This is a genomic window from Streptomyces sp. NPDC056948 (genome assembly GCF_042674225.1).
Taxonomy (GTDB): Bacteria; Actinomycetota; Actinomycetes; order Streptomycetales; family Streptomycetaceae; genus Streptomyces; species Streptomyces purpurascens.
In genome coordinates this window covers 17287-38581 of sequence record NZ_JBHUQX010000015.1, presented here as the reverse complement: position 1 = coordinate 38581, position 21295 = coordinate 17287, and the positions used below count along the sequence as shown (strand labels likewise).

Annotated in this window: 15 protein-coding genes; 9 read left to right on the top strand and 6 right to left on the bottom strand. The window is 68.9% G+C overall.

All coding sequences use genetic code 11. The features are described 5' to 3' along the window. Positions 1 to 113 precede the first annotated feature (113 nt). Positions 114 to 3881 carry a BREX-2 system adenine-specific DNA-methyltransferase PglX gene (gene pglX / locus ACFTZL_RS03725; protein ID WP_382577820.1) on the top strand — a complete coding sequence of 1256 codons (3768 nt, stop codon included), beginning with the start codon at positions 114 to 116 and terminating at the stop codon, positions 3879 to 3881. A gap of 54 nt (positions 3882 to 3935) precedes the next feature. Here the strand turns inward: pglX and ACFTZL_RS03720 are convergent, their stop codons facing one another. Both ACFTZL_RS03720 and ACFTZL_RS03715 read right to left on the bottom strand, forming a co-directional pair. Beyond that, on the bottom strand, positions 3936 to 4124 hold the full coding sequence (locus ACFTZL_RS03720; RefSeq protein ID WP_382577818.1) for a DUF397 domain-containing protein: 189 nt from the start codon (positions 4122 to 4124) through the stop codon (positions 3936 to 3938). Then, positions 4121 to 4972 carry a helix-turn-helix domain-containing protein gene (locus ACFTZL_RS03715; RefSeq protein WP_382577815.1) on the bottom strand — a complete coding sequence of 284 codons (852 nt, stop codon included), beginning with the start codon at positions 4970 to 4972 and terminating at the stop codon, positions 4121 to 4123. The genes ACFTZL_RS03720 and ACFTZL_RS03715 overlap by 4 nt, the downstream gene beginning before the upstream one ends. 143 nt (positions 4973 to 5115) lie before the next feature. Between ACFTZL_RS03715 and ACFTZL_RS03710 the strand changes: the two genes are divergently transcribed. Continuing rightward, positions 5116 to 5562 (top strand): ATP-binding protein, encoded by a 447-nt coding sequence (locus ACFTZL_RS03710; protein ID WP_382577812.1) that lies wholly within the window; start codon positions 5116 to 5118, stop codon positions 5560 to 5562. A gap of 24 nt (positions 5563 to 5586) precedes the next feature. On the opposite strand, the gene ACFTZL_RS03705 is transcribed toward ACFTZL_RS03710, so the two are convergent. Next, a complete protein-coding gene (locus ACFTZL_RS03705) occupies positions 5587 to 6915 on the bottom strand; it encodes a 7-cyano-7-deazaguanine synthase (protein WP_382577810.1) in 1329 nt (442 codons plus the stop codon). Continuing rightward, positions 6912 to 7634: a hypothetical protein gene (locus tag ACFTZL_RS03700; RefSeq protein ID WP_382577807.1), complete on the bottom strand. Its 723-nt coding sequence runs from the start codon at positions 7632 to 7634 to the stop codon at positions 6912 to 6914. The genes ACFTZL_RS03705 and ACFTZL_RS03700 overlap by 4 nt, the downstream gene beginning before the upstream one ends. A 420-nt stretch (positions 7635 to 8054) precedes the next feature. Here ACFTZL_RS03700 and ACFTZL_RS03695 point away from each other — a divergent pair, with 420 nt between their 5' ends. Genes ACFTZL_RS03695 through ACFTZL_RS03680 form a run of 4 tightly spaced genes read left to right on the top strand, consistent with a single transcriptional unit; the run spans position 8055 to position 18254 of the window. Further along, a complete protein-coding gene (locus ACFTZL_RS03695) occupies positions 8055 to 11984 on the top strand; it encodes a PglY protein (RefSeq protein WP_382577805.1) in 3930 nt (1309 codons plus the stop codon). After that, positions 11984 to 14776: a BREX-2 system phosphatase PglZ gene (gene pglZ, locus ACFTZL_RS03690; RefSeq protein WP_382577803.1), complete on the top strand. Its 2793-nt coding sequence runs from the start codon at positions 11984 to 11986 to the stop codon at positions 14774 to 14776. The genes ACFTZL_RS03695 and pglZ overlap by 1 nt, the downstream gene beginning before the upstream one ends. A gap of 5 nt (positions 14777 to 14781) precedes the next feature. Continuing rightward, positions 14782 to 16113, top strand: a complete 1332-nt coding sequence (gene brxD, locus ACFTZL_RS03685) for a BREX system ATP-binding protein BrxD (protein WP_382577801.1) — start codon at positions 14782 to 14784, stop codon at positions 16111 to 16113. Beyond that, positions 16110 to 18254, top strand: a complete 2145-nt coding sequence (locus tag ACFTZL_RS03680; protein WP_382577798.1) for a DEAD/DEAH box helicase — start codon at positions 16110 to 16112, stop codon at positions 18252 to 18254. Before brxD ends, ACFTZL_RS03680 begins: the two co-directional genes overlap by 4 nt. A 103-nt stretch (positions 18255 to 18357) precedes the next feature. On the opposite strand, the gene ACFTZL_RS03675 is transcribed toward ACFTZL_RS03680, so the two are convergent. Then, positions 18358 to 18705, bottom strand: coding sequence for a cupin domain-containing protein (locus ACFTZL_RS03675; protein ID WP_382577831.1), 348 nt, complete (start codon positions 18703 to 18705; stop codon positions 18358 to 18360). Between the two features lie 146 nt (positions 18706 to 18851). Further along, positions 18852 to 19601, bottom strand: coding sequence for an arsenite methyltransferase (arsM, locus tag ACFTZL_RS03670; RefSeq protein ID WP_382577795.1), 750 nt, complete (start codon positions 19599 to 19601; stop codon positions 18852 to 18854). 81 nt (positions 19602 to 19682) lie between these two features. Between arsM and ACFTZL_RS03665 the strand changes: the two genes are divergently transcribed. From ACFTZL_RS03665 to ACFTZL_RS03655, 3 genes are read left to right on the top strand one after another with little or no spacing between them, the layout of a single operon-like run. After that, positions 19683 to 20093, top strand: a complete 411-nt coding sequence (locus ACFTZL_RS03665; RefSeq protein ID WP_382577793.1) for an ArsR/SmtB family transcription factor — start codon at positions 19683 to 19685, stop codon at positions 20091 to 20093. Further along, a complete protein-coding gene (locus ACFTZL_RS03660; RefSeq protein WP_382577790.1) occupies positions 20090 to 20836 on the top strand; it encodes an aquaporin in 747 nt (248 codons plus the stop codon). Before ACFTZL_RS03665 ends, ACFTZL_RS03660 begins: the two co-directional genes overlap by 4 nt. A gap of 30 nt (positions 20837 to 20866) precedes the next feature. Then, positions 20867 to 21289 (top strand): arsenate reductase ArsC, encoded by a 423-nt coding sequence (locus ACFTZL_RS03655; protein WP_382577787.1) that lies wholly within the window; start codon positions 20867 to 20869, stop codon positions 21287 to 21289. The last annotated feature ends 6 nt before the right edge of the window (positions 21290 to 21295 follow it).

The following is a 21295-nucleotide window of genomic DNA, read 5'->3' as shown; positions in this document are numbered from 1 at the left end:
AGGTTTTCCGCACGTGGGGCACCTGGCCCGTTATCAAGGCTGGCAGGATTGAAGGGCCTGGCCGCGGGATGCGCGGCGGGCAATGATGCGGTGCGGTGAGAAAGAAGCGGAACGTGACTGTGGAGACGGCGGGTACGGCAGGCCTGGACAAGGAGGCCCTGGTCAAGGACCTCAAGCGGCAGGTCCTCGACCTGGAGGACGACCTGCGTGCCCGCAGCGAGACGGTCGACGAGTTCCGCGAACGTCTGGAGGAGGAGTACCAGCAGGCCAAGAAGGCCAAGCGGATCGCGGCCCCCTACGCCGCCTGGCGCGACGAGCGGGTCACGCAGGCCGCGGCGGCCTGGGTCCTCGCCTGTGTCTTCGTCCGCTTCTGCGAGGACAACCGACTCATCGAGGAGCCCTTCCTCGCCGGCCCGGGTGAGCGTCTTGCCGAGGCGGAGGCCCGCCACGACCACTTCTTCCGCGAGAATCCCCAACTCAACGACCGCGACTGGCTGATCGCCTCTTTCCGTCACCTTGCCGGAACGAACGCCGCCGCTGCGGGCCTCTTCGACGAGAACCACAACCCGCTGTGGAGCATCACCCCCAGCTACGACGCGGCGACGAAACTGCTCGCGTTCTGGCGCAGGTGGGGCGCGGCGGGCGAGATCCGTTACGACTTCACGGACCCGGACTGGAACACCCGGTTCCTCGGCGACCTGTACCAGGACCTGAGCGAGCACGCCCGGAAGACGTACGCGCTGCTCCAAACCCCGGAGTTCGTCGAGGAGTTCATCCTCGACCTGACCCTGGAGCCCGCGATCGAGGAGTTCGGCCTCAACGCGGTACGGGAGGACCCCCTGGAACCGGACGGTGAGCCGCTGCGCGGGCTGCGGACCATCGACCCGGCGTGCGGGTCCGGGCACTTCCTGCTCGGCATCTTCCACCGGTTGTTGGACAAGTGGCGTACGGCGGAGCCGGGTACGGACGACTGGACCCTGGTGCGGCGCTCCCTGGAATCCGTCCACGGCTGCGACAAGAATCCGTTCGCGGCGAGCATCGCGCGCTTCCGGCTGCTCGTCGCCGCGATGAAGGCCGCTGGTGTGCACAGGCTCGCGGAGATGCGGCCCTTCCCGATCAACGTGGCGGTCGGCGACTCGCTCCTTCACGGGCGGGGCGCGGCCGGCATCCAGACCGAGATCGACCTGGACTCGCTGTTCGCGGAGGCGGTCGTGGGGCGTGAGGACGGGGAGGCGTACGCGTACGCGACGGAGGACGTGTGGGAGTACGCGAAGCGGGCGGATCTGCTGGGGCGGGGCTCGTATCACGTGGTGGTGGGGAACCCGCCGTACATCACGGTGAAGGACAAGCAGGAGAACGAGAACTACCGGGCTGCGTACAAGGACGTGTGCGCGGGGACGTATGCGCTCTCCGTGCCGTTCGCGGCGCGACTGTTCGACCTGGCGGTCAGGGGGCCAGGCGGACGGCTCGGAGGGGGCGGGTTCGTCGGGCAGATCACGGCGAACTCCTTCATGAAGCGGGAGTTCGGCAAGAAGCTCATCGAGGTCTTCTTCCGGAACCGGGTCGAGCTGTCGCATGTGATTGATACGTCGGGGGCGTACATCCCGGGGCATGGCACGCCTACGGTGATTCTGGTAGGGCGGAACCGGATTCCTAGTCCCGAGCGGACGGTTCGGGCGGTGTTGGGGGTTCGGGGGGAGCCAGTGCAGCCGAACAAGGGGAAGGAAGCGGAGGGGCACGTATGGCGGGCCATTGTGGAGCAGGTGGGGCGGCCGGGGAGTGAGTCGGACTGGGTTTCGGTGGAGAACACGGTCCGGCTAGGGTTCGCAAAATATCCTTGGTCACTTGCTGGCGGCGGTGCTGGCAGCGTCTTTGATGCAATTGATGCAGAGCGAGTAAGGCTTTCAGATTGGGAAGCCGACCTAGGATTTGTGAGTATTACTGGCGACGATGATTCGTTCGTTGTTCCGCGACACGTAGCTTCGCGGGATGAACGGTTCATGAATCGCCCCTTGGTTTCCGGAGAGGTGGTTCGCGACTACAGAGTGCTTGATAAGGATGTCGTCCTTTGGCCTTACAGCCAGAAGCTAAAGCCGGTAGATCTACCTGCCGAATCCCCGATGGTTCGTCGTCTGTGGCGGACGCGCAGCTACCTTAATTCGCGCAAGCGATTCGGTATCGCCATCCAAGACATTGAAGGGATCCAGTGGACCGAGTTTCGAGAATTCTACTCACGCCGTCTGGATCCGCCCGTCTTTCTTACTTATCCATTCGTTTCCACTCATAACCACTTTTCCCTCAACCGGCGAGAGGTGGCATGTATTCGAACAGCTCCCGTGATCAAGTTGCCAGTTGGGGTGATCGAGGATCGATACCTGGAGCTACTGGGGGTGCTCAATTCGTCGACGGCTTGCTTCTGGTTGAAGCAGGTTAGCCATGATAAGGGGAGCCAGTCAGGAACTGGTGGATTCATGCATGACGAATGGGAGCGGTTCTACGAGTTCACTGGAACCAAGCTTCAGGGGTTCCCCCTTCCAGGAGCTCTGCCGCTTGAGCTTGGGCGCTCCCTGGACCTTTCGGCGAGCGAGCTGGCGGACAGCGAGCCGGATGCTGTAGCTGGGCGCGAGACTCCACTTCGCGCCAACCTTGATCAGGCGCGTCGGGGTAGCGAAGCTGCCAGAGGGCGGATGATCGCACTTCAGGAAGAGCTCGATTGGACTGTCTACGGCCTCTACGGCTTGCTGACTCCGGCTGAAGTGGACCGGGTGACTCTGCCCGCCTCCTACGAGGTTCCCGAAGTCGCTTTGGGCGAGCGGGCTTTTGAGATCTCGCTTGCCAGGCGCGTGGCTGAAGGAGAGACGACAACTGTCTGGTTCGACCGCCATGGTGCGACCCCGATCGTGGATATCCCTGGGCATTGGCCGGACGAGTACAAGACTGTGGTGCAGGCGCGGCTTGACATCATCGCCTCGCGAACAAAGGACATTGGCCTGATCGAGCGGCCTGAGTGCAAGCGACGGTGGGCCGCCGAGTCGTGGGAGAAGAAGGAGCGAGCCGCGCTGCGGACCTGGTTGCTCGACCGGTGCGAAAGCAGTGAGCTCTGGTACGAGCTGCGGGACGGGATGAAGCAGCCGCGGTCGATGACGGTCAATTACCTTGCTGACCGATTGAGTTCGGATGCGGACTTCGTGTCTGTAGCGGCTCTGTACGCCTCTGACCATCTCGGCATGCCGGATCTCCCGCTTGCGCAGGTACTCACCGAAGTCATCGCCGATGAACACGTGCCGTTTCTCGCGGCCTTGCGCTACAAGGACTCAGGGCTACGCATCCGCGCACAGTGGGAGCAGGTCTGGGCGGACCAGCGGGAAGAGGACAAGGACGGTGTGGGCAGGGACATTGACCCGCCGAACAAGTACAAGACGTCCGACTTCCTGCGGTTCTCTTACTGGACGAACCGCGGCAAGCTCGATGTGCCCAAGGAACGCTTCATCTCGTATCCCGATGCGAGCCCGGACGGGGATCCGACGCTGATGCTCGGGTGGGCCGGGTGGGATCACAAGGATCAGGCGCAGGTGCTGTCGCAGTTGATCGATGCCCGGACCAAGAGGGACGGCTGGGGCACCGAGCGGATCGTTCCGCTGCTCGCGGGGCTGCGGGAGGTCATGCCGTGGGTGAAGCAGTGGCACGGTAAGCCGGACGCGGAGTGGGACGACGAGGTGCCGGCCGAGGTGCTTGAAGCCGACTATGAGGCGCTGTTGCGCAGGCACGGTGTGGGTGAGGCGCAGTTGGAGGCGTGGCGGCCGGTGAAGAAGCCGCGCGGACGGAAGGCTGCCGCGCCGAAGAAGGAGCCCGTCGAGCAGGTCGAGTTGGGCGAGGAGTAGGGGAGCAGGAGCCTCATGAGGCGGCAGGGATCTGCCGCCTCACCTGCCCAGGCGTCAGGATCCGGACGCGTACGTAGTGAAGGCCGACCAGGCATCGGGCGTCACGGTGAAGGGGCGGAGGGCGGTGTCCTTGGAGTCACGGACGTGGACCCCGTCCAAGCGGACGGCGACCTCGATGCAGTTGTCGCCTTCGCTTCCGCTGTAGCTGCTCTTGAACCAGTCCAAGTCTTCAGTAGTGCTCATAGCGCTCCTCGCATCTGTTCCAGCAGGCTCACCGTAGCCCGGCAATCCAGGGCCTGGGAACGCAGCTTGCCATAGCGTTGGAGAAGCACGCTCACGTCGTCCGGAGCAGTGATCAGGCTGCTAGAGCGCTGGCCTTCGACGTAGCCGATCCACTGGTGGCCAGGCCGCTCTGCCAGGTACATCTGACCGTCGACGCCGGTGTGGTCTTCCTGGCGAAGGGGCATGACCTGGATCTCCACGTTGCGTTGGCTGCCAATGTTGAGCAGGTGGTCGATGACATTGCGTGTGACCTCGGCTCCTCCCAAGTGACGTTCGAGGAGCGCTTGTTCGATGACGAAACTGAAAGCAGTGTTCGGCCGCTGAGCGAGGAGCTGCTGACGGTCCAGCCGAGCGGCGACCTCGCGTTCAAGCTGCTCCTCGGTCACAGGTGGCAGCCTGCGGTCGAAGATCGCCCGGATATACCCCTCCGGCTGCAACAACCCCGGAATCCCCCGGCACTCATACGCGTACAGCGTGATCGCTTCCTCCTCGATCCCCGCCCACTGCAGGAACCACGACGCCAGCCCGGCCTTCCTCCGCAGGCTCCTCGCCGTCGCCGTCAGGACCTTCTCCGCGACCGGTCCCAGCACCTCGCCGGCCCGGCATGGCAGGTTCTCCGGCGGGAACCGCTTGCCCTGCTCGAACTTGGCGATGTACGCCGCCGAGTACCCCACGCGGGGTGCGAACTCCTCCTGGGTGAGGCCCCCGGCCTCTCGGAGGGCCTTCAGCGCGGCCCCGAACGTCTTGAGGCCGTCGGACAGTTCGGGGCCACCGCCTGCCGATGTGCCGCTGTCGTGGTCCGCCGTCATCGCCGCCCCGCCTTTCGCGCCCGGTCAACCTGTCCATGGTTACGGGGAGTTACCCGACCAGTCCAGTGTGTGAACCCATACAGATGGATCTGTACCAGTGGCGTTCCTGTCACCTGCGGTGAATTGCCCGGAAGGCTGGGCCCATGACAGCTCCGCAGGCTCAACCGCCTGTAACCGTACGTGTGTTCACCCAAGCGTTCCCCGCGACTTCCCTCGGCGCGAGCCTCGCGCGCCGGTTCGCATTGGCGCAGCTCGGCGACTGGGGTATCCCGCCCGGCGCTCCGCTCCACGACACCGTCGCCCTGCTCGTTGCCGAGTTCGCGGCCAACGCCGCCCGCCACGGGCGGGTGCCGGGGCGGAACTTCGAGCTGCGCCTGCTGTACGAGCACGAGACCGCCGTCGTACGGATCGAGGTCTCCGACACTCACCCGCGACGCCCCGATCCCTCGGCCGTCGGCATGGCCGACCTGGACGCCGACGGCGGCCGGGGGCTCGCCCTCATCGAGGCCGTCGCCCACCGCTGGGGTGTCGACGACCGGACGGGGCCGGGCAAGACCGTATGGGCGGAGACCGAGCCGGTCGGGTCGTGAAGAGCGACAACGGCAGGGAGCGGATCAGGCGGACCGCCGCACCGCGGGCGCCTGTGCGACCAGCGCCCGCAGTTCCTCCCGCCCGCTCTCGACGACGGCCAGGAGTTCCGCGGGGCGGACCTCCGGCGGCAACGGGACATCGGCCACCAGGTCGAGCACCGTGCACGGCGTGTCCAGCCAGCGCCTCAGGGCCAGCCAGTGCTCGGCGAGGTCCGCGTCCAAGGACGGGTCCCACGGGTCGGCCGCGTACGGAGTGCGGTCCTCGCCGTATGCGTGCAGCAGGCCGGAGCGGCGGACCAGGCAAGGGAAGCAGAGGCCGCAGTGCGGCAGGCGACGCAGCCGGGACCGCCCGTGTTGCCGCACGGGAGACGTGCCGCAGCTCAGCGTCGCCTCCAGGGCTTCCTGCGGCAGGCCGGCGTCCCGGGCCGCTTCGCACACCTGACCCTTGGTGAGTGCCGCGAAGGGGTTGACGACCCGGACCGCCTGCTCCGGCCGGTCCGCGATCGTCTCGATGATCCGGTTGAGATGGTGCAGCGTCCACGGATGCACCGAGCGGGTGGAACAGGCGCCCCAACGGGCGGCGGACAGAGGCGGGTTGAGGGCGAGTTGGCCGTTCTCCGGGATGTGGACGAGAGGGACGTGCTCGGCCGCGGCCGCATGTACGGCCGTGGCGGCGTACAGCAGACCGCGTGAGCGGGTGGAGCGTTCGAGGGCGAAGGTGGCGTCCTTGGGCTTGCGTACGGTCTGGCTCTGCTCAAGGCGGCGCAGGTCGCGTTCACGCCGCCGGGACACGGCTTCGAACACGTAGTCCTGGAGCGACTCGAAGTTCCGCTCCTCGAAGGTGACCAGAAGCAGGGCGCGCGGGCTGCGTACCGTGGCGCGCTGGGCCGCCCACCCGAGGGAGTCGAGGCCGCCGGAGAACAGAGCCACCTCACCGGCGTACTCCTCGGGGCCGAACGGGAGCGGGCGGGATCGGGGCCGCGCGTTGGCGTCGTAGGGGCGGAACTCGACCTCCCAGCGGTCGCCCGTCACGGTCGTGAGCAGCGCGGTGAGGTGCGGGAGAGCGCGGGTCCACGCGTCGGGAGCGGTGACCGGGACGGAGAGGCGGATGTGCCGGGTCCAGCGGTCGAACGTCTCCTCCCGCGAGGTGCAGCGGTCCGCGGCGAAGACGGCACGGGCCACCCGCTGGAGGTCGTCCGCCCAGTCCGGGGCGGGAGCGAGGAGGTGGCGGCGGTCGGGTGCGCGGGCAGGGGACTCCCAGTACAGGGCGTCGCTCAGCGGCTGCCAGCCGGGGCCGGGCGCCGGAGCACCAGGGTGGGAGAGCCAGAAGTGGAAGGCCGGTGTCTCGGTCATGCGGCAGGTGTCCCCTCGCTCGGTGCAGCGTCCGGACCCTCTTCCAGGGCGGAGCCGGACGGGGTCACCAGGCCGAGCGCGGCGCCCACCGCCCGAGGGACCAGACCCCGCGCGACCTGCGCGAGCGTGCCGACCGCCGGATCCTCGAAGGCGGTGACCGCGTCCTCGGCCTGCTCCACCGCGTTCTTGAGATGTTCAGCCTCCTCGCACGGATTTGGCACCAGGTGCAGTACCTGTTCGGCGACCCAGTCCGCGACGTGGTCCTCGGGATCGGCCAGCGGCAGCACCGGGACCACGATTTTGATCTTCTCGGCGATGACGCCGCGCAGGAACTCGGCCACGACGTCCGCGAAGAACCACTGGTAGATCAGGCAGAGCAGGTCGCCGGACCAACCCTTGCCGTCTGCGGCGAGCGCCTCTGGATGCTGTGCGGCCAGCCGGTCCGCGGTTGCCGCGGCCGCCCGCCGTACTGCCGCGTCAGCGACCGTGCCGCCCTCACCGCCCACGGCTCGGACGAGCCGGGCCGCGAAGCCCGTACGGGCGTCACTCCCGTCCGGATCAGGCGGACCGCCTTCAGCGGTGTCCCGGCCCGCTGCGAGGGTGTCCATGACGGTCGTCAGCCGTTCGCCGGCCGCGCAGGCGGCGTCCCGCAGACCGAAGGCGGACGGGTCCGCTCGCAGAGTGCGATGCAGGACGCCCAAGCAGTCCTCGGCTATCACCTCCAGATCCTCAAGGCGGCCAGAACGCCATGCCGAGAGACGCCTTCCGACACGGCTCCACTCGCCGGCCGGCGTACCGGGGTTCCCTCTCGGCCCCGGCCACCGTGACGACGTACCCATCAGCACTCCCCCTCGTAGGGCGCCGACAGCCCTTTCTCCAGGGGAGCAGCAAGGTGGAGCGCCGGGTAGGGCGCGAGTCGGCCATGGCTGGAGAGCTGGCCCTTGGCCCCGGGTGCAACGCTGCGTGAGGTGGAGTGGCCTCCGGGGTACGAGAGGTTGCGCAGAGTGATCGACAGGTGCGTGAAGGGTACGAAGGGCCGGTTCCGCACACGTATGGCCTGGCAAGATTGGCGGGGGCGCGCAGCAGCAGCGTGTCACCGGTGCAGCCGGGGTCCAGCCGAGTGAGGGAATGATCGCCTGATGTCGACCAGAGAGCTCGTCCTGCGTGACGTCATCGCCGTCAAGGAAGACGTCCACGCCGGAAACTTCAAGGTCGACCTCTCTCAGGGCTTCAGCGAGACCGATGAGCGGGTGGGCGAGTACGTCGTCACCGAGCAGCTGCAGAAGCAGTTCCGCAAGGCGCTCGGTCTGGTCGCCGACGCCGTGCGCACGGGCGACTCGCACGCCGCCTATCTGCACGGTTCGTTCGGTGCCGGTAAGAGCCACTTCCTGACCGTGCTGCATGCGGCGCTCAACAACCACCCGGCGGCCCAGGCCAAGCGCCGCCTCGCTGAAGCCCTGGCCGAACACCAGGACTGGCTGCCGAGCAGCCGCTTCCTGATGGTGCCCTACCACCTGGTCGGCTCCGCGGACCTGGACTCCGCGCTGCTCGGCGGATACGTGCACACCGTGCGTCAGCTCCACCCCGAAGCGCCGACCCCCGCCGTCTACCGGGCCGATGCGCTGCTCGCCGATGCGCAGCGGCAGCGCGAGTTCCTCGCCGATGACGACAAGTTCCGGCAGTGGCTCGGAGTCGGAGCGCCGACGGCGCAAGCCGCCGTGGCGAACGAGGACGATGCCGACGATGTGCCACTGATCGACGCGGGCACGGGCGAGATCGCCGTCCCAGTTGACTGGAGCACCGCCGAGCTGGACGAGGCCTTTGCGGCGAAGGCCGGCGATCCAGAACGTGACCGTTTGGTGTCCGCGCTGGTCAGCGGCCCCATGGCGGCGTACGCCCAAGCGGCCCGCGGTGACAAGGACTCCTTCATTCCGCTGGAGAACGGACTGAAGGTCATCTCACGGCATGCCAAGGACCGCGGCTACGACGGCGTCGTACTCTTCCTCGACGAGCTGATTCTCTGGCTCCAGGCGCACATGGGGGAGCAGGACTTCGTCCGGGACCAGGTGCAGCGGCTGGTCAAGCTGATCGAGTCCGGCGACGGGGACCGGCCGGTGCCGATCGTGTCGTTCATCTCCCGCCAGCGTGACCTGTCCCAGTTGATCGGTGCGGACGTCGCGGGCGCCGAAGTGCAGAACCTCGAGCAGCAGATCGACTACCTCGCGGGGCGGATCGACGTCGTCGAGCTGGAGGACAGCAACCTCGTCGAGATCATCAAGCACCGGGTCCTCGCCCCGCGGCCCGGTATGGAGCAGGCGCGCGACGACGCGTTCAAGCTCGTCGAGTCGTCCCGGGACGAGGTGCGGCAGGTCCTGCTCGACGCACAAGGCCGCACCGAGGCGAACTGGGACGACTTCCGCACGCTCTACCCCTTGTCGCCCGCCCTGCTCAACGTCCTGGTCGACCTCTCCGGGGCGCTGCAGCGAGAGCGGACCGGTCTCAAGCTCGTACAGGAACTCCTCGGGCGCCGCCTCGACGACCTCAAGCTCGGCGAACTCATCCCGATAGGGGACCTGTGGGACGTCATCGCACAGCGCACCGGCGAGGCGTTCACGGCCAAGCTGAAGGCGGAGGCGGAGACCGCCCGGCGCTTCCATGAGCGGGTACGCGACCACCTCCTGACGAAGTACGGCTCGGCCGACGACAAGCGGTTCCAGACTGACGACCGGCTCGTCAAGACGCTGCTTCTCGCCGCCCTCGCCCCGCACGTGCCCGCCCTGTCCCGGCTCACCGGCGGCAAGCTCGCAGCCCTGAACCACGGAACGATCCGGACCCGGGTCGGGGACGCGGGCTCGGTCGCGGTCAAGCGACTCCTCGAGTTGCAGTCGGAGGGCTTCGACGGTGAACTGCGCAGCGAGGGCGACAGCACCGATCCGGTGTTCCATCTGCACCTGTCCGACCTCGACGTCGAACCGCTCCTCGAAGAGGTGCAGGGTGTCGCCGACCAGCTCGGCTACCGGCGTCAGTGGATCAAGGACCAGCTGTGGGCTGCGCTCGGAGTCCCCGACACCCAGGCGTTCGTCTGCATACGGGACGTCGTGTGGCGCGGGACGAAGCGCACGGCCGAGTTCGTCTTCGGCAATGTCCGCGATCCCCATCTGCCCGACGAGCAGTTCAGGCCGCAGCTGGGCAGCGACCTGAGGATCGTCATCGACTACCCCTTCGACGACGGCGACCACTCGCCGATGGACGACGTACAGCGGGTCGACCGGATGAAGCGGGCCGGAAAGTCCGCCCCCACCGTCGTCTGGCTGTCCGACTTCCTCTCCGAGCAGAAGAGCCGCAACCTCGGACGCCTCCTCAAGATCAACTACCTGCTTGAGCGGGACCGGCTCGAAGAGCACACCGCCACGCGCCCTGCCGACGAACGCGCCCAGATCCGTAACCAGCTCAAGGCGTCCAGGGACAATCTCACCGGTCAGCTCACCGAGGCGCTCCAGCAGGTGTACGGCATCGCCCGGGCCGAGCCCGGCACCACAGGAGCCGAGGTGCCCGAAGGGAAGCACCTGCTCACCCTCCAGCCCGGTTTCACCCGCACCAACCCCGAGGCAGCCGTCAGCTTCGAGGAGAACCTGTACTTTCTCGCGGACGGCATCCTCGCGGCATGCCACCCCAAGCACCCGGACTTCGACCCGCGCCTCACCCGCAAGGCCATCACCAAAGCAGAGCTGAAGACCACGCTGACGTGGATCAACCGGGCCATGGCGGACGGCAGTCGCCGCGTCGTCGTCGACGGACACCAGCTGGCCGGCGTACGGAAGATCGTCCACGCCCTTGGTCTCGGCGAGGTGCACGACGGACCGCTCAACGTCACCAACGACTGGCGGCTGCGGATCAACAAGAAGGCCGCGGAGAACCCTGACGTCGGCCCCGACCTGTCGGTGGAGGACATCCGTACCTGGATCGAGGAGCTCGGCTACACCGGCCTGGACCGCAACGTCAGCAACCTGATCATCGCGACCTACGCCCTGCTCGACGACCGCACCTGGGTCTACCAGACCTCGCCCCTGACCGAGGCCCCCGACCTCGAACGGATCGGCCAGGGATACGGGCTCCGAGCAGTGGAACTCCCGAGTGAGGACGAGTTCACCACCGCCCTGGGACGCGCGGGGAAGATCTTCGGCAAGACCGTCTCACGGGTGTTGTTCGCCCGTAACGTCGCCACTCTCGCGGAGAAGGTCCGTAAGGTCGCCGAGGACAATCAGCGGGCGGTCGGCGATGCTCGCACCCTGCTGCAGGACAACGCGGCACGTCTCGGCCTGGCAGGGCCGGGGGGCGCGGACGCCCCGCGCATCAAGTCCATGAAGGCGGCGGCCGATCTCGTCGCGCGCCTGTTGCGCGCCGATTCCCCGGCCGCCCTGGTGAGGGAACTGGCTGCCGCGGCGTATGACGTCACAGACGGAGAGATCGGGGCAGCGCTTGTTCAGGCCCCCGAAGTGCTCACCGCGCTGCGCTCGCCCGACTGGACAGAGGACCTCGACACGGTCCGCTCCCTCACGAACCGGGGCGACAGCGTCGGTGAGCGAGCCGCCCGGCTCCTCGACCAGGTGTCCCGGACCGCGAACGAGCACGAGGAGGAGTCCTCGCTCGTTCCCGTACTGGACGGGCTGCGGGACAGCACGAAGGCGCTGATGCGCGAGGTGGCCCGGCTCGCACAGGCAGCCCCGCCCGTCGTACCTCCGGAGCCCGCGGTGTCGTCGGAGCGCACCGCCCAGGACGTCAGTCTCACCGAGCACGGGAATCCGCGCGTCCCCACGCCGCCCGTCACGGCACCTCCCGCCGACGGTGCGGGCACCGGGTCCGCGCCCGCGCACCCGGGCCTCTCGGATACCTCCCACCCTGTGCATGTGGTGGAACCGAGGCGGCTCGAAGCGACTCTGGCCGCCACGGTCACCCGCATCGAGGACGAGATCCGCACCTTTCTGGTAGCCCACCCCGACAGCCGGGTCCAGGTCACCTGGAAGCCGATCGCCGCCGAGGGCAGCGACAATGAAGGGACCGGAGACTGATGGCCCCTGCCGCGCCGCGGGTCGGGCGACGCACCGTCGAAGCGCTCCTGACCGCGCACAAGGACAGCCTGCGCGAACGCAGCCTGGTCTTGATCCACGGCTGCTACCTCCCAGGAGCGCCCACCCGGTTCACGACGGCCGTCGAGGACGAGCCCCGCCGCGTGCAGGTCCGGGACGAATCCTCCGTCCTCGGCGTGACGGCCGCCTGGCACGATCACCGGGACACGGCCGGACCGGGCGACGTCCTCGTGGTCACCACCGGGGTCGACGACGAGCAGCTCGGCTGGGACCTGCGCGGGCAGGCCATTCTTCGCCGCACGCTCACTGTCGAGAACGCGGAGGTCGTCACCCAGCGATTCGGCGCCACCGGCCTTGATGTCCGCATGTACGGCATGGAGTGGCTCCTCGAAGCGCTCCTGGAAGCCGAACCCTCCGACACCGGTTGGCCGCGCGTCGGGGGGCTGCTCACTCTCGACACGGCACTGCGTGTCCTGGCCGTACAGCGGCTCGGCCTCGGCTCCGGCGAGGGCGGACCCGGGGCCGGCCCCCAGGCGCAGCCGCCCACGCTCGACACCGACACCCTGCTCGCCTGGTCGCGTACACCGGCGGGCCCACTCCGCTTTGCCGAACTCCCCGTCATCGAACGCACCGAACTGAAGAAGTGGCTCGGCGACACGGCGGGCCCTGCCGCACCAGTGCTTCTCTCCCTCGCGGAAGCCGGACTCGGCCACGACGCCATGGCGCTCGGCGTCCTCGCGGCGGTCCTGAGGGACCCTGCTGTGGCTCCCGACACCGCCCTCACGATCGGCAGCCTCTTCGGCCAGGTCATGCCCCGCCGGGCAGCCCTCAGCGCCTTCACCGACGCGGTGGAAGGGACGCTGACCCGCTGGATCGCCCAGGCCAGGACCAGCCCGGCCGCCCGGCGACAGGTCTTCGCCGTACTGGATCGTGCCGACCAGCTGGCCGAAACAGCAGGCCTGGCCGAGACCCTCACCAGGAGCCGGTTCCTGCCCACCGGATTCGCCGCGCAACTCGGCAGGACCGTCGCCGAAGCACGCCGTTCCTCCACGGCAGGAGAGACGGCGCTCGCCGACCTGGCAGGACACGGCCTTGCCGCGCTCTACCCGGACCGGGTGCAGGTGGCGGAGATGGCGGTGCGCATCGCCCGCTGGCTGGAACAGCCCGAACCGGCCGTGCCCACGGTGGAGAGCGGCATCCGCTCCCAGATCACCGACTGGGGCTGGGCCGACCGCGCGCTCACCCTCCTGTGGGCAGGGGACCCCGGCGGCGATCTGGCCACAGGCCGCGAACTGCAGGGCCTCTACGAGCAGGGCCGGGCGCGCAGAGAACGCCTCGACGAGCAGTTCGCCCGCCACCTCGCGGCCTGGTCCGCGCACGCCAGCGCGCACCAGCCGAACGGCGCCCTGGTCATCGAGAACGTATTGGAGACGGCCGTACGTCCGCTGGCCGGTGCGGGAGCGCCCTTGGTCGTCGTACTCGACGGGATGAGCTGCGCGGTCGCCATACAGCTCGGTGAGGAGACGGAGCGCGAAGGCTGGCGGGAGGTCGTGCCGCGACCGGCCGACGGACAGTCGGCAGGCCGGATGGCCGCGGTATCCATGCTGCCCTCCGTCACCCGGACGAGCCGTGCCTCGCTCCTCACCGGAGAAGCAGTCCAGGGCGGGCAGTCCGTGGAGGCAGCAGGCTTCCGCGCCTTCTGGAAGCGGCACCGCAAGGAAGCCGCCCTCTTCCACAAGGCGGACATCGGTGGCGAGACGGGCCACGCTCTTGCCCACGAGCTCATGGGCGCACTCGCTTCCGACGCGGTCGTCGGCGTGGTCCTGAACACCATCGACGACGCGCTCGACAAGGGACAACAGGGACGCGGAACGACCTGGGGCCTCGACGACATCACCCACCTGCGGGACCTGCTGTCAGCGGCCAAGGGCTACGGACGCCCGGTCGTGCTGGTCGCCGACCATGGACACGTCCTGGAGCGGGGCAGCCGCAGCGGCAGCACGGAGGTGCCCGCAGCCGGAGCGGCCTCGCCGCGATGGCGGACCGGCGGACCGGCCCAGGACGGAGAGATCGAGATCCGGGGAGACCGGGTCCTCGAAGGAGGCGGCAGTGTCGTCCTGCCGTGGCGTGAGGACATCCGGTACACCGGACGCAAGGCCGGCTACCACGGAGGCGCGTCTCTCGCGGAGGTGACCGTCCCCGTGCTCACCCTTGTCGCCGTCGCCGAACAGACGCCCAAGGGCTGGGACGGGCTGCCGCGGGAGCGGTCGACCCCCGCATGGTGGAGCGAACCCCTGCCGGGAGCCGAGCCCACACGGGCGGCCCTTCCCGCAGCCGGGAGCGCGGGAGCCGCGGTGGAGACAGAGTCGCGTCAGGACACGACCGGCACCGAGGCCCGCATGAGTTCTTCGGCCGTCCCCCGAACCGCCGCCCCCCGAACCACCGTCGGCCTGGGCAGCGAGGTGGTGGCGAGTGAGGTCTATGCAGCGCAGAAGGAATATGTCCGCAAAGCGCCGGAGGCGAAGGTCGTCGCCGCGGTCATCGACGCTCTCGTCGCCGCAGGCGGCACCATGTCTCCGGCGGCGCTCGCGGCGGCGATCTCCGCGACCGGACGTGTCCGGCGCAACATCGAGGGTTTCGTCGCAACCGTTCAGCGATTGCTGAACGTCGAGGGCTATCCCGTCCTCGGATTCGTCGACGCCGGACACGCGGTGAAACTCGATGTCCCGCTGCTGAGGGAGCAGTTCCTGCCGCGACCGAAGCTGAAGGAGTAAACGACATGTCGCTCTCCGCCCCGGTGAGCGTGGCCAGACGCCGCGAGGTCATCGACGCGCTGCGACGCGGCACCGTACCGCAGGCCGGCCTCGATCTGTTCGCCGTGGGACTCGGCCGGTTCGAAAGCGCCCTCGACGACGACCTTGCCACGGTCACCCGCGGTGGCGCCGCCTTCCACGCGATCCGCGGCGACTACGGGTCCGGCAAGACGTTCTTCGCACGCTGGCTGACCGAGCGCGCCAAACGGGCCGGCCTGGCCACCGCGGAAGTGCAGATCTCCGAGACGGAAACACCCCTGCACCGCCTGGAGACGGTCTACCGAAGGCTCACCGAACGCCTGGCCACCGCCACGCACCAACCCAGCGCACTGCGTGCGGTGATCGACTCCTGGTTCTACACGCTGGAGGAGGAGGTACTCGACGGCGAGGACCTCGACGAGGAGGACGAGGCGGCGCTCTCCGAGGCTGTGACCGCACTGATGGAGCGACGGCTCTCCGATGTCGCGCGTACCACCCCCGCGTTCGCCGCAGCCCTCCGCGGCTACCGTGGAGCGGTCACGGAGGGGGACGGGGCCACCGCGGAAGCGCTGATCGCCTGGCTCGGCGGACAGAAGTCCGTCGCGGCGTCGGCACGCCGCTCGGCAGGAGTGCGCGGAGACCTCGACCACTTCGCAGCCCTCGGTTTTCTCCAGGGCCTGCTCACCGTGTTGCGGGACTGCGGCCACCCCGGTCTTCTCCTCGTACTCGACGAGATCGAGACACTTCAGCGGGTCCGCGGCGATGTCCGGGAGAAAGGACTCAACGCACTACGGCAACTCCTCGACGAGATCGACGCGGGCCGGTTCCCCGGGCTTTTTCTCGTCATCACCGGCACCCCTGCCTTCTACGACGGTCAACAGGGCGCGCAGCGGCTGCCCCCGCTGGCCCAGCGTCTGGCCACCGACTTCACCACCGACCCGCGCTTCGACTCGCCGCGCGCGGTGCAACTCCGCCTGCCGGGCTTCGACCTGCCCAGGCTCGGCGAACTCGGCCGGAACGTCCGCGACCTCTACCAGGCGGCAGCGACCCATCCCGACCGGGTGGCCGCACGCGTGGACGACCGTTACGTCGACGAGCTGGCCACAGCTGTCACCGGTGGACTCGGCGGCAAAGTCGGCGTCGCACCGCGCGTCTTCCTGCGCAAACTCGTCGCCGACGTCCTGGACAGGGTCGACGAGTTCGAGGACTTCGACCCGCGCGAGCACTATGCACTCACGATCGCGGAGGCCGAACTCAACAGCGTCGAGCGAAACGCCGCGGCCGGGGACGCCGACGACATCGCGCTGGAACTGCCATGAGCGCGGTCGGCGAACTGGAACCGGCGCTCGTCCACCACATCGTCAACACCCTTGGCTGGAAAGGCCTGCGCCCACTCCAGGAAGCAGCGGTGGAGCCGCTGTCCCGGGGCGAGGACGCCCTCCTCCTCGCCCCTACCGCCGGCGGGAAGACCGAAGCGGCGTGCTTCCCACTGCTGTCCCGGATGCACCGCTCCCGGTGGTCCGGCACGTCGGTGCTGTACCTCTGCCCCCTCAAGGCGCTGCTGAACAACCTGCTGCCCAGAGTCGAGACGTACACCTCCTGGCTCGGACGCGGTGCCGCACTCTGGCACGGCGACACCACCTCCGGAACCCGCGGGCACATCCTGGCGGGTCGGCCGGACGTCCTGCTCACCACCCCTGAGTCGCTGGAAGCGATGCTGGTGAGCGTCAATGTCGATCATGCATCGTTCTTCTCGGGGCTCCGAGCAGTAGTGGTCGACGAAGTGCACGCCTTCGCCGGCGACGACAGGGGCTGGCACCTGCTGGCCGTACTGGAGCGACTGCAGCGCGTGGTGGGACGCCCACTCCAGCGTGTCGGACTCTCGGCGACGGTCGGCAACCCCGGCGAACTCCTCACCTGGCTCCAGGGATCGGGGGCGGGCTCACGCCCCGGACAGGTCGTCGCCCCGCACCTGGACGCGCCGACGGGCGCAGCGAGTGGTGCAACCCCTGGTTCCGTACCGCCCGGGGACATCCAGCTCGATTATGTGGGATCGCTCGAGAACGCGGCGACCGTCATCAGCACCTTGCACCGCGGCGAAAAACGCCTGGTCTTCTGCGAGTCACGGCGCCTGGTCGAAGAACTGGGATCAGCGCTACGAGCACGAGGAGTGACCACGTTCCTCTCTCACGCATCGCTCTCGCTCGACGAACGCAGGCGGGCGGAAGCGGCTTTCGCCGAAGCGCGGGACTGCGTGATCGTGTCGACCAGTACGCTCGAACTCGGCATCGATGTCGGTGACCTGGACCGGGTCGTCCAGATCGATGCCCCGGCCTCGGTCGCGTCCTTCCTGCAACGGATCGGCCGTACCGGACGTCGCCCCGGGAGCTCACGGAACTGTCTCTTCCTCACCCTCGACCGCGCCGGCCTGCTGAGTGCGGCAGGGCTCCTGTTGCAGTGGTCGCGAGGCTGGGTCGAGCCGGTGGTCGCACCTCCCGAGCCGCGGCACATCGTGGCTCAGCAATTGCTCGCCCTCTGCCTCCAGGAGGGCGGCGTCGGAAACAATCTGTGGCATGAAGAGTGGAACGGCCTCGGGCCGTTCGGCCCGTCCGCGCAGCCGATCGTCAAACATCTGGTGGCAGAGGGGTATCTCGATCAAGACGACGGGCTGCTCTTCATCGGCCCGGAGGCCGAACGCCGCTTCGGGCACCGGCATTTCATGAACCTCACCGCGGTATTCACCGCCCCGCCCCAGTTCACCGTCCTGCAAGGCCGGACCGAGATCGGCCGTACCGACCCCAGCCTGCTAACCGAGCAGATCGCCGGCCCTCGTCGGCTCCTGCTCGCCGGGCGGAACTGGCAGGTCACCTATATCGACTGGAAACGGAAGCGGTGTTTCGTCGAACCGGTCGACGGAGGTGGCAAAGCCAAGTGGACCGGGGCCGGTTTCGGCCAGGGTGCGTCCTTCCGGCTTGTCCGCGCGGTGCGTGAAGTGCTCCTCGGCACCGACCCCCCGGTGAATCTGACCCGGAGAGCTCAGGGCTGCCTGGAGGAAGCACGGGAGCACTTCATGGAGCAAGTGCATCCAGGAGGAACTCTGATCGTGCGGCAACAAGGAAGAGCAGACCATCTGCGCTGGTGGACATGGGCCGGACACAGGGCGAATGCCACTCTGGCAGCCACCCTCGGTGGCGTCGCAGTGCCAGGACAGCGTCTCAATGATCACTGGGTACGCCTACGGGACGACCTCACTCCGACGGATTGGAGACTGGTCCGACAGGATATGACGGAGCGCCTGGCTTTGCCGGACATCGACGAGAAGGCTGTCCGAGGTCTGAAATTCGGGGATGCTCTTCCCTCGCGACTGGCCGAGGCGACACTGGCGATCAGACTCGCGGACCTCGAGTCTGCGGCTGCTGTGCTGTCCGAGCAGGTGCGCTTCACCGGAGGGGGCGTCTGACCTGCATGGTGCTGGGATGAAGCTCCCGTGCTGGGATCGTGCTGGGATGACCCCTCCAGAACCACGTTTCCTCAGGTGGGAGCCCCGCCTTGCGGATTCCGCTTCAACGTGTGAGTCCGGCGGCGAGGGCCGTCGCGTACTGCTCGTCCGTCACCGGCTCCAGCCAGGTGGTGCCGTCGCCGGTGCCGTCGCCCACGACGATGGCGATGTGGGCCAGGAGGTTGGTGTCGGTGGCGCCGTGCCAGTGTTCCTCGTTCGGGGGGGGGCACTTGACGGTTTCACCGGCGCTGACGCGGATGACGTTGCCGTCTCGGGTGCCGACCAGGCCCACGCCGTCGGTGATGTGCAGGACCTGGCCCAGGGCGTGGGAGTGCCAGTAGGTGCGGGCGCCGGGGGTGAAGCGCACCAGGGCGGCGGCCGGGCGGGCCGGTTCGGTGGGGGGCTCGATCATGTTGAGGTAGACGTCGCCGGTGAAGCGCGCCGCCACCGAGGAGGCGCAGTTCACCGGTGATCCCGCTGCCGCCCCCGACCCGCGGCAGGGCTGAGCACGCCGGACCGCGCGCGGCACCGGCCGGTCGGGACGGCAGTGGCCGCCGGTCAGCGAGGCTTGGTCGCGCGGACGATCGCCGAGTGCATGCCGTCGGCCACCGCCTGGGTCGGCGTGATCTCCACGTCGATGAAACCTGCGGCCTCCAGGCCCTGCCGGTACTCGGCGAAGGACAGCGCACCGGCGACGCAGCCGGCGTAGTCACCGCGCTCGGCACGCTGAGCGGGGGCGAGGGCGTCGTCGGCGACGACATCGGAGACGCCGATCCGGCCGCCGGGCCTCAGCACGCGGAACGTCTCCGCGAACACGGCCGGCTTGTCGGTGGACAGGTTGATCACACAGTTGGAGATGACCACGTCGATGGTGTTCGCCGGCAGCGGGACGGCCTCGATGGTGCCCTTGAGGAACTCGACGTTCGTCGCGCCCGCCTTCTCGGCGTTGGCCAGGGCGAGTTCGAGCATCTCGTCGGTCATGTCCAGTCCGTACGCCTTGCCGGCCGGGCCGACGCGGCGGGCGGAGAGCAGGACGTCGATGCCGCCGCCGGAGCCGAGGTCGAGCACGCGCTCGCCGGTGCGGAGTTCGGCGACGGCCGTGGGGTTGCCGCAGCCGAGGGAGGCGGCGACCGCTTCGGCGGGCAGGGCGTCGCGCTCGTCGGTGGCGTAGAGGGTGGAACCGAAGTTCTCGTCGACCTCGACCGGCTCGGGACCGCAGCAGCCGGTGTCGCCTGTGGACACCCGCACGGCTGCCTCGGCGTATCGGCGGCGGACGGTTTCGCGCAGGTCGGTGGAGTGTTCGCTCATGACAGTTGCCTCCGAACGGGCTGTATTGACGTTCGTTGATGCAACCTTGCGCCTTGAATCGAAAAACGTCAACATAGAGGCATGTCGAAACAAGAGCTCGAGGTGATCGGTCAGGACGCCGCCTGCTGCGAGGGCCTGGCAGCCGCGCCCCTGGACGAGGAGCGCGCCCGGGAGCTGGCGAAGGTGTTCAAGGCGCTGGGCGACCCGGTGCGGCTGCGGCTGCTGTCGATGATCGCCTCGCGCGGGGAGGGCGGCGAGGTCTGCGTCTGCGAGCTGACCCCGGCCTTCGATCTGTCGCAGCCGACGATCTCCCACCACCTCAAGCTGCTCCGCCAGGCCGGTCTCATCGACTGCGAGCGCCGCGGAACGTGGGTGTACTACTGGGTGCTGCCCGGGGTTCTGGACCGGATCGCCGCGTTCCTGAGCGCGCCGGAGTCCGCCGCCGGGACAGCCGCCATGGCAGCCACCGCAGCCACCGGAGCCGCCCCATGACCCCGCCCCTCGGCCGCCGCGTCGTCGCCGAAGCGCTCGGAACCGGGCTCCTGGTCGCCGTGGTCGTCGGGTCGGGCATCCAGGCCGCCCGGCTCTCGCAGGACGCCGGCGTGCAACTGCTCGCCAACTCCCTCGCCACCGTCTTCGGCCTGGCCGTGCTGATCACGCTGCTCGGGCCGGTCTCCGGCGCGCACTTCAACCCCGTCGTCACCCTCGCCGTCTGGTTCACCGGCCGCCGCGACGGCACCGGGCCGACCTGGCGGGAGGCCGCCGCGTACGTGCCCGCGCAGGTCGCCGGGGCGATCGGCGGTGCGGTCCTGGCCGACGCCATGTTCGGGAAGCCGCTGGTGAGGTTCTCCACCCATGACCGCTTCGCCGGGCACCTGTGGCTGGGCGAGGTCGTCGCCACCGCCGGGCTGATCCTGCTCGTTCTCGGCCTGGGCCGCATCGGCCGCACGGCCCTGGCCCCCGCCGCCGTGGCCTCGTACATCGGGGCCGCCTACTGGTTCACCTCCTCCACCAGCTTCGCCAACCCCGCGGTGACCGTCGGCCGTGCCTTCACCGACACCTTCGCCGGTATCGCCCCCGCCTCCGTCACCCCGTTCATCGCGGCCCAGTTGCTCGGTGCCGCGCTCGGGCTGGGCGTCGTCGCGGTCGTCTACGGACGTCCCGCTCGTGCGGCGCACGGCGTCGTCCCGCACGGCGTCGTCCCGCACGGCGAGCCCGAAGCCGCCCACTCCTGACCGACCGTCCCCGTCTGCAAGGACACCGCCATGAGCGCTGCCGCCCCGCGTCCCTCCGTACTGTTCGTCTGCGTCCACAACGCCGGCCGCTCCCAGATGGCCGCCGCCTTCCTCACCCGCCTCGCCGGGGACCGGGTCGAGGTGCGCTCGGCGGGATCGGCACCTGCCGCGGCCGTGAACCCGGCCGTCGTGGAGGCGATGAACGAGGCCGGTGTCGACATCTCCGCCGAGACCCCGAAGGTCCTCACCCCCGAGGCGGTCCAGGCGTCCGACGTGGTCATCACCATGGGCTGCGGGGACACCTGCCCCGTCTTCCCCGGCAAGCGGTACCTGGACTGGCAGCTCGACGACCCGGCAGGACAGGGCGTCGACGCCGTCCGCCCCATCCGGGACGCCATCGAGCAGCGCGTGCGCGGCCTGCTCGCCGAACTCGGCGTCCCGGCCGGGGCGTGACGCCGT

Bases quoted from the DNA above. Each gene is read 5' to 3' on its own strand.
- ACFTZL_RS03695 (WP_382577805.1), top strand. From the start codon at position 8,055: ATGTCGACCAGAGAGCTCGTCCTGCGTGACGTCATCGCCGTCAAGGAA.
- ACFTZL_RS03665 (WP_382577793.1), top strand. From the start codon at position 19,683: ATGTCGAAACAAGAGCTCGAGGTGATCGGTCAGGACGCCGCCTGCTGC.
- ACFTZL_RS03710 (WP_382577812.1), top strand. From the start codon at position 5,116: ATGACAGCTCCGCAGGCTCAACCGCCTGTAACCGTACGTGTGTTCACC.
- ACFTZL_RS03660 (WP_382577790.1), top strand. From the start codon at position 20,090: ATGACCCCGCCCCTCGGCCGCCGCGTCGTCGCCGAAGCGCTCGGAACC.
- ACFTZL_RS03675 (WP_382577831.1), bottom strand. From the start codon at position 18,705: ATGATCGAGCCCCCCACCGAACCGGCCCGCCCGGCCGCCGCCCTGGTG.
- brxD (WP_382577801.1), top strand. From the start codon at position 14,782: ATGTCGCTCTCCGCCCCGGTGAGCGTGGCCAGACGCCGCGAGGTCATC.
- ACFTZL_RS03680 (WP_382577798.1), top strand. From the start codon at position 16,110: ATGAGCGCGGTCGGCGAACTGGAACCGGCGCTCGTCCACCACATCGTC.
- arsM (WP_382577795.1), bottom strand. From the start codon at position 19,601: ATGAGCGAACACTCCACCGACCTGCGCGAAACCGTCCGCCGCCGATAC.
- ACFTZL_RS03705 (WP_382577810.1), bottom strand. From the start codon at position 6,915: ATGACCGAGACACCGGCCTTCCACTTCTGGCTCTCCCACCCTGGTGCT.
- ACFTZL_RS03720 (WP_382577818.1), bottom strand. From the start codon at position 4,124: ATGAGCACTACTGAAGACTTGGACTGGTTCAAGAGCAGCTACAGCGGA.
- ACFTZL_RS03715 (WP_382577815.1), bottom strand. From the start codon at position 4,972: ATGACGGCGGACCACGACAGCGGCACATCGGCAGGCGGTGGCCCCGAA.
- pglZ (WP_382577803.1), top strand. From the start codon at position 11,984: ATGGCCCCTGCCGCGCCGCGGGTCGGGCGACGCACCGTCGAAGCGCTC.
- ACFTZL_RS03655 (WP_382577787.1), top strand. From the start codon at position 20,867: ATGAGCGCTGCCGCCCCGCGTCCCTCCGTACTGTTCGTCTGCGTCCAC.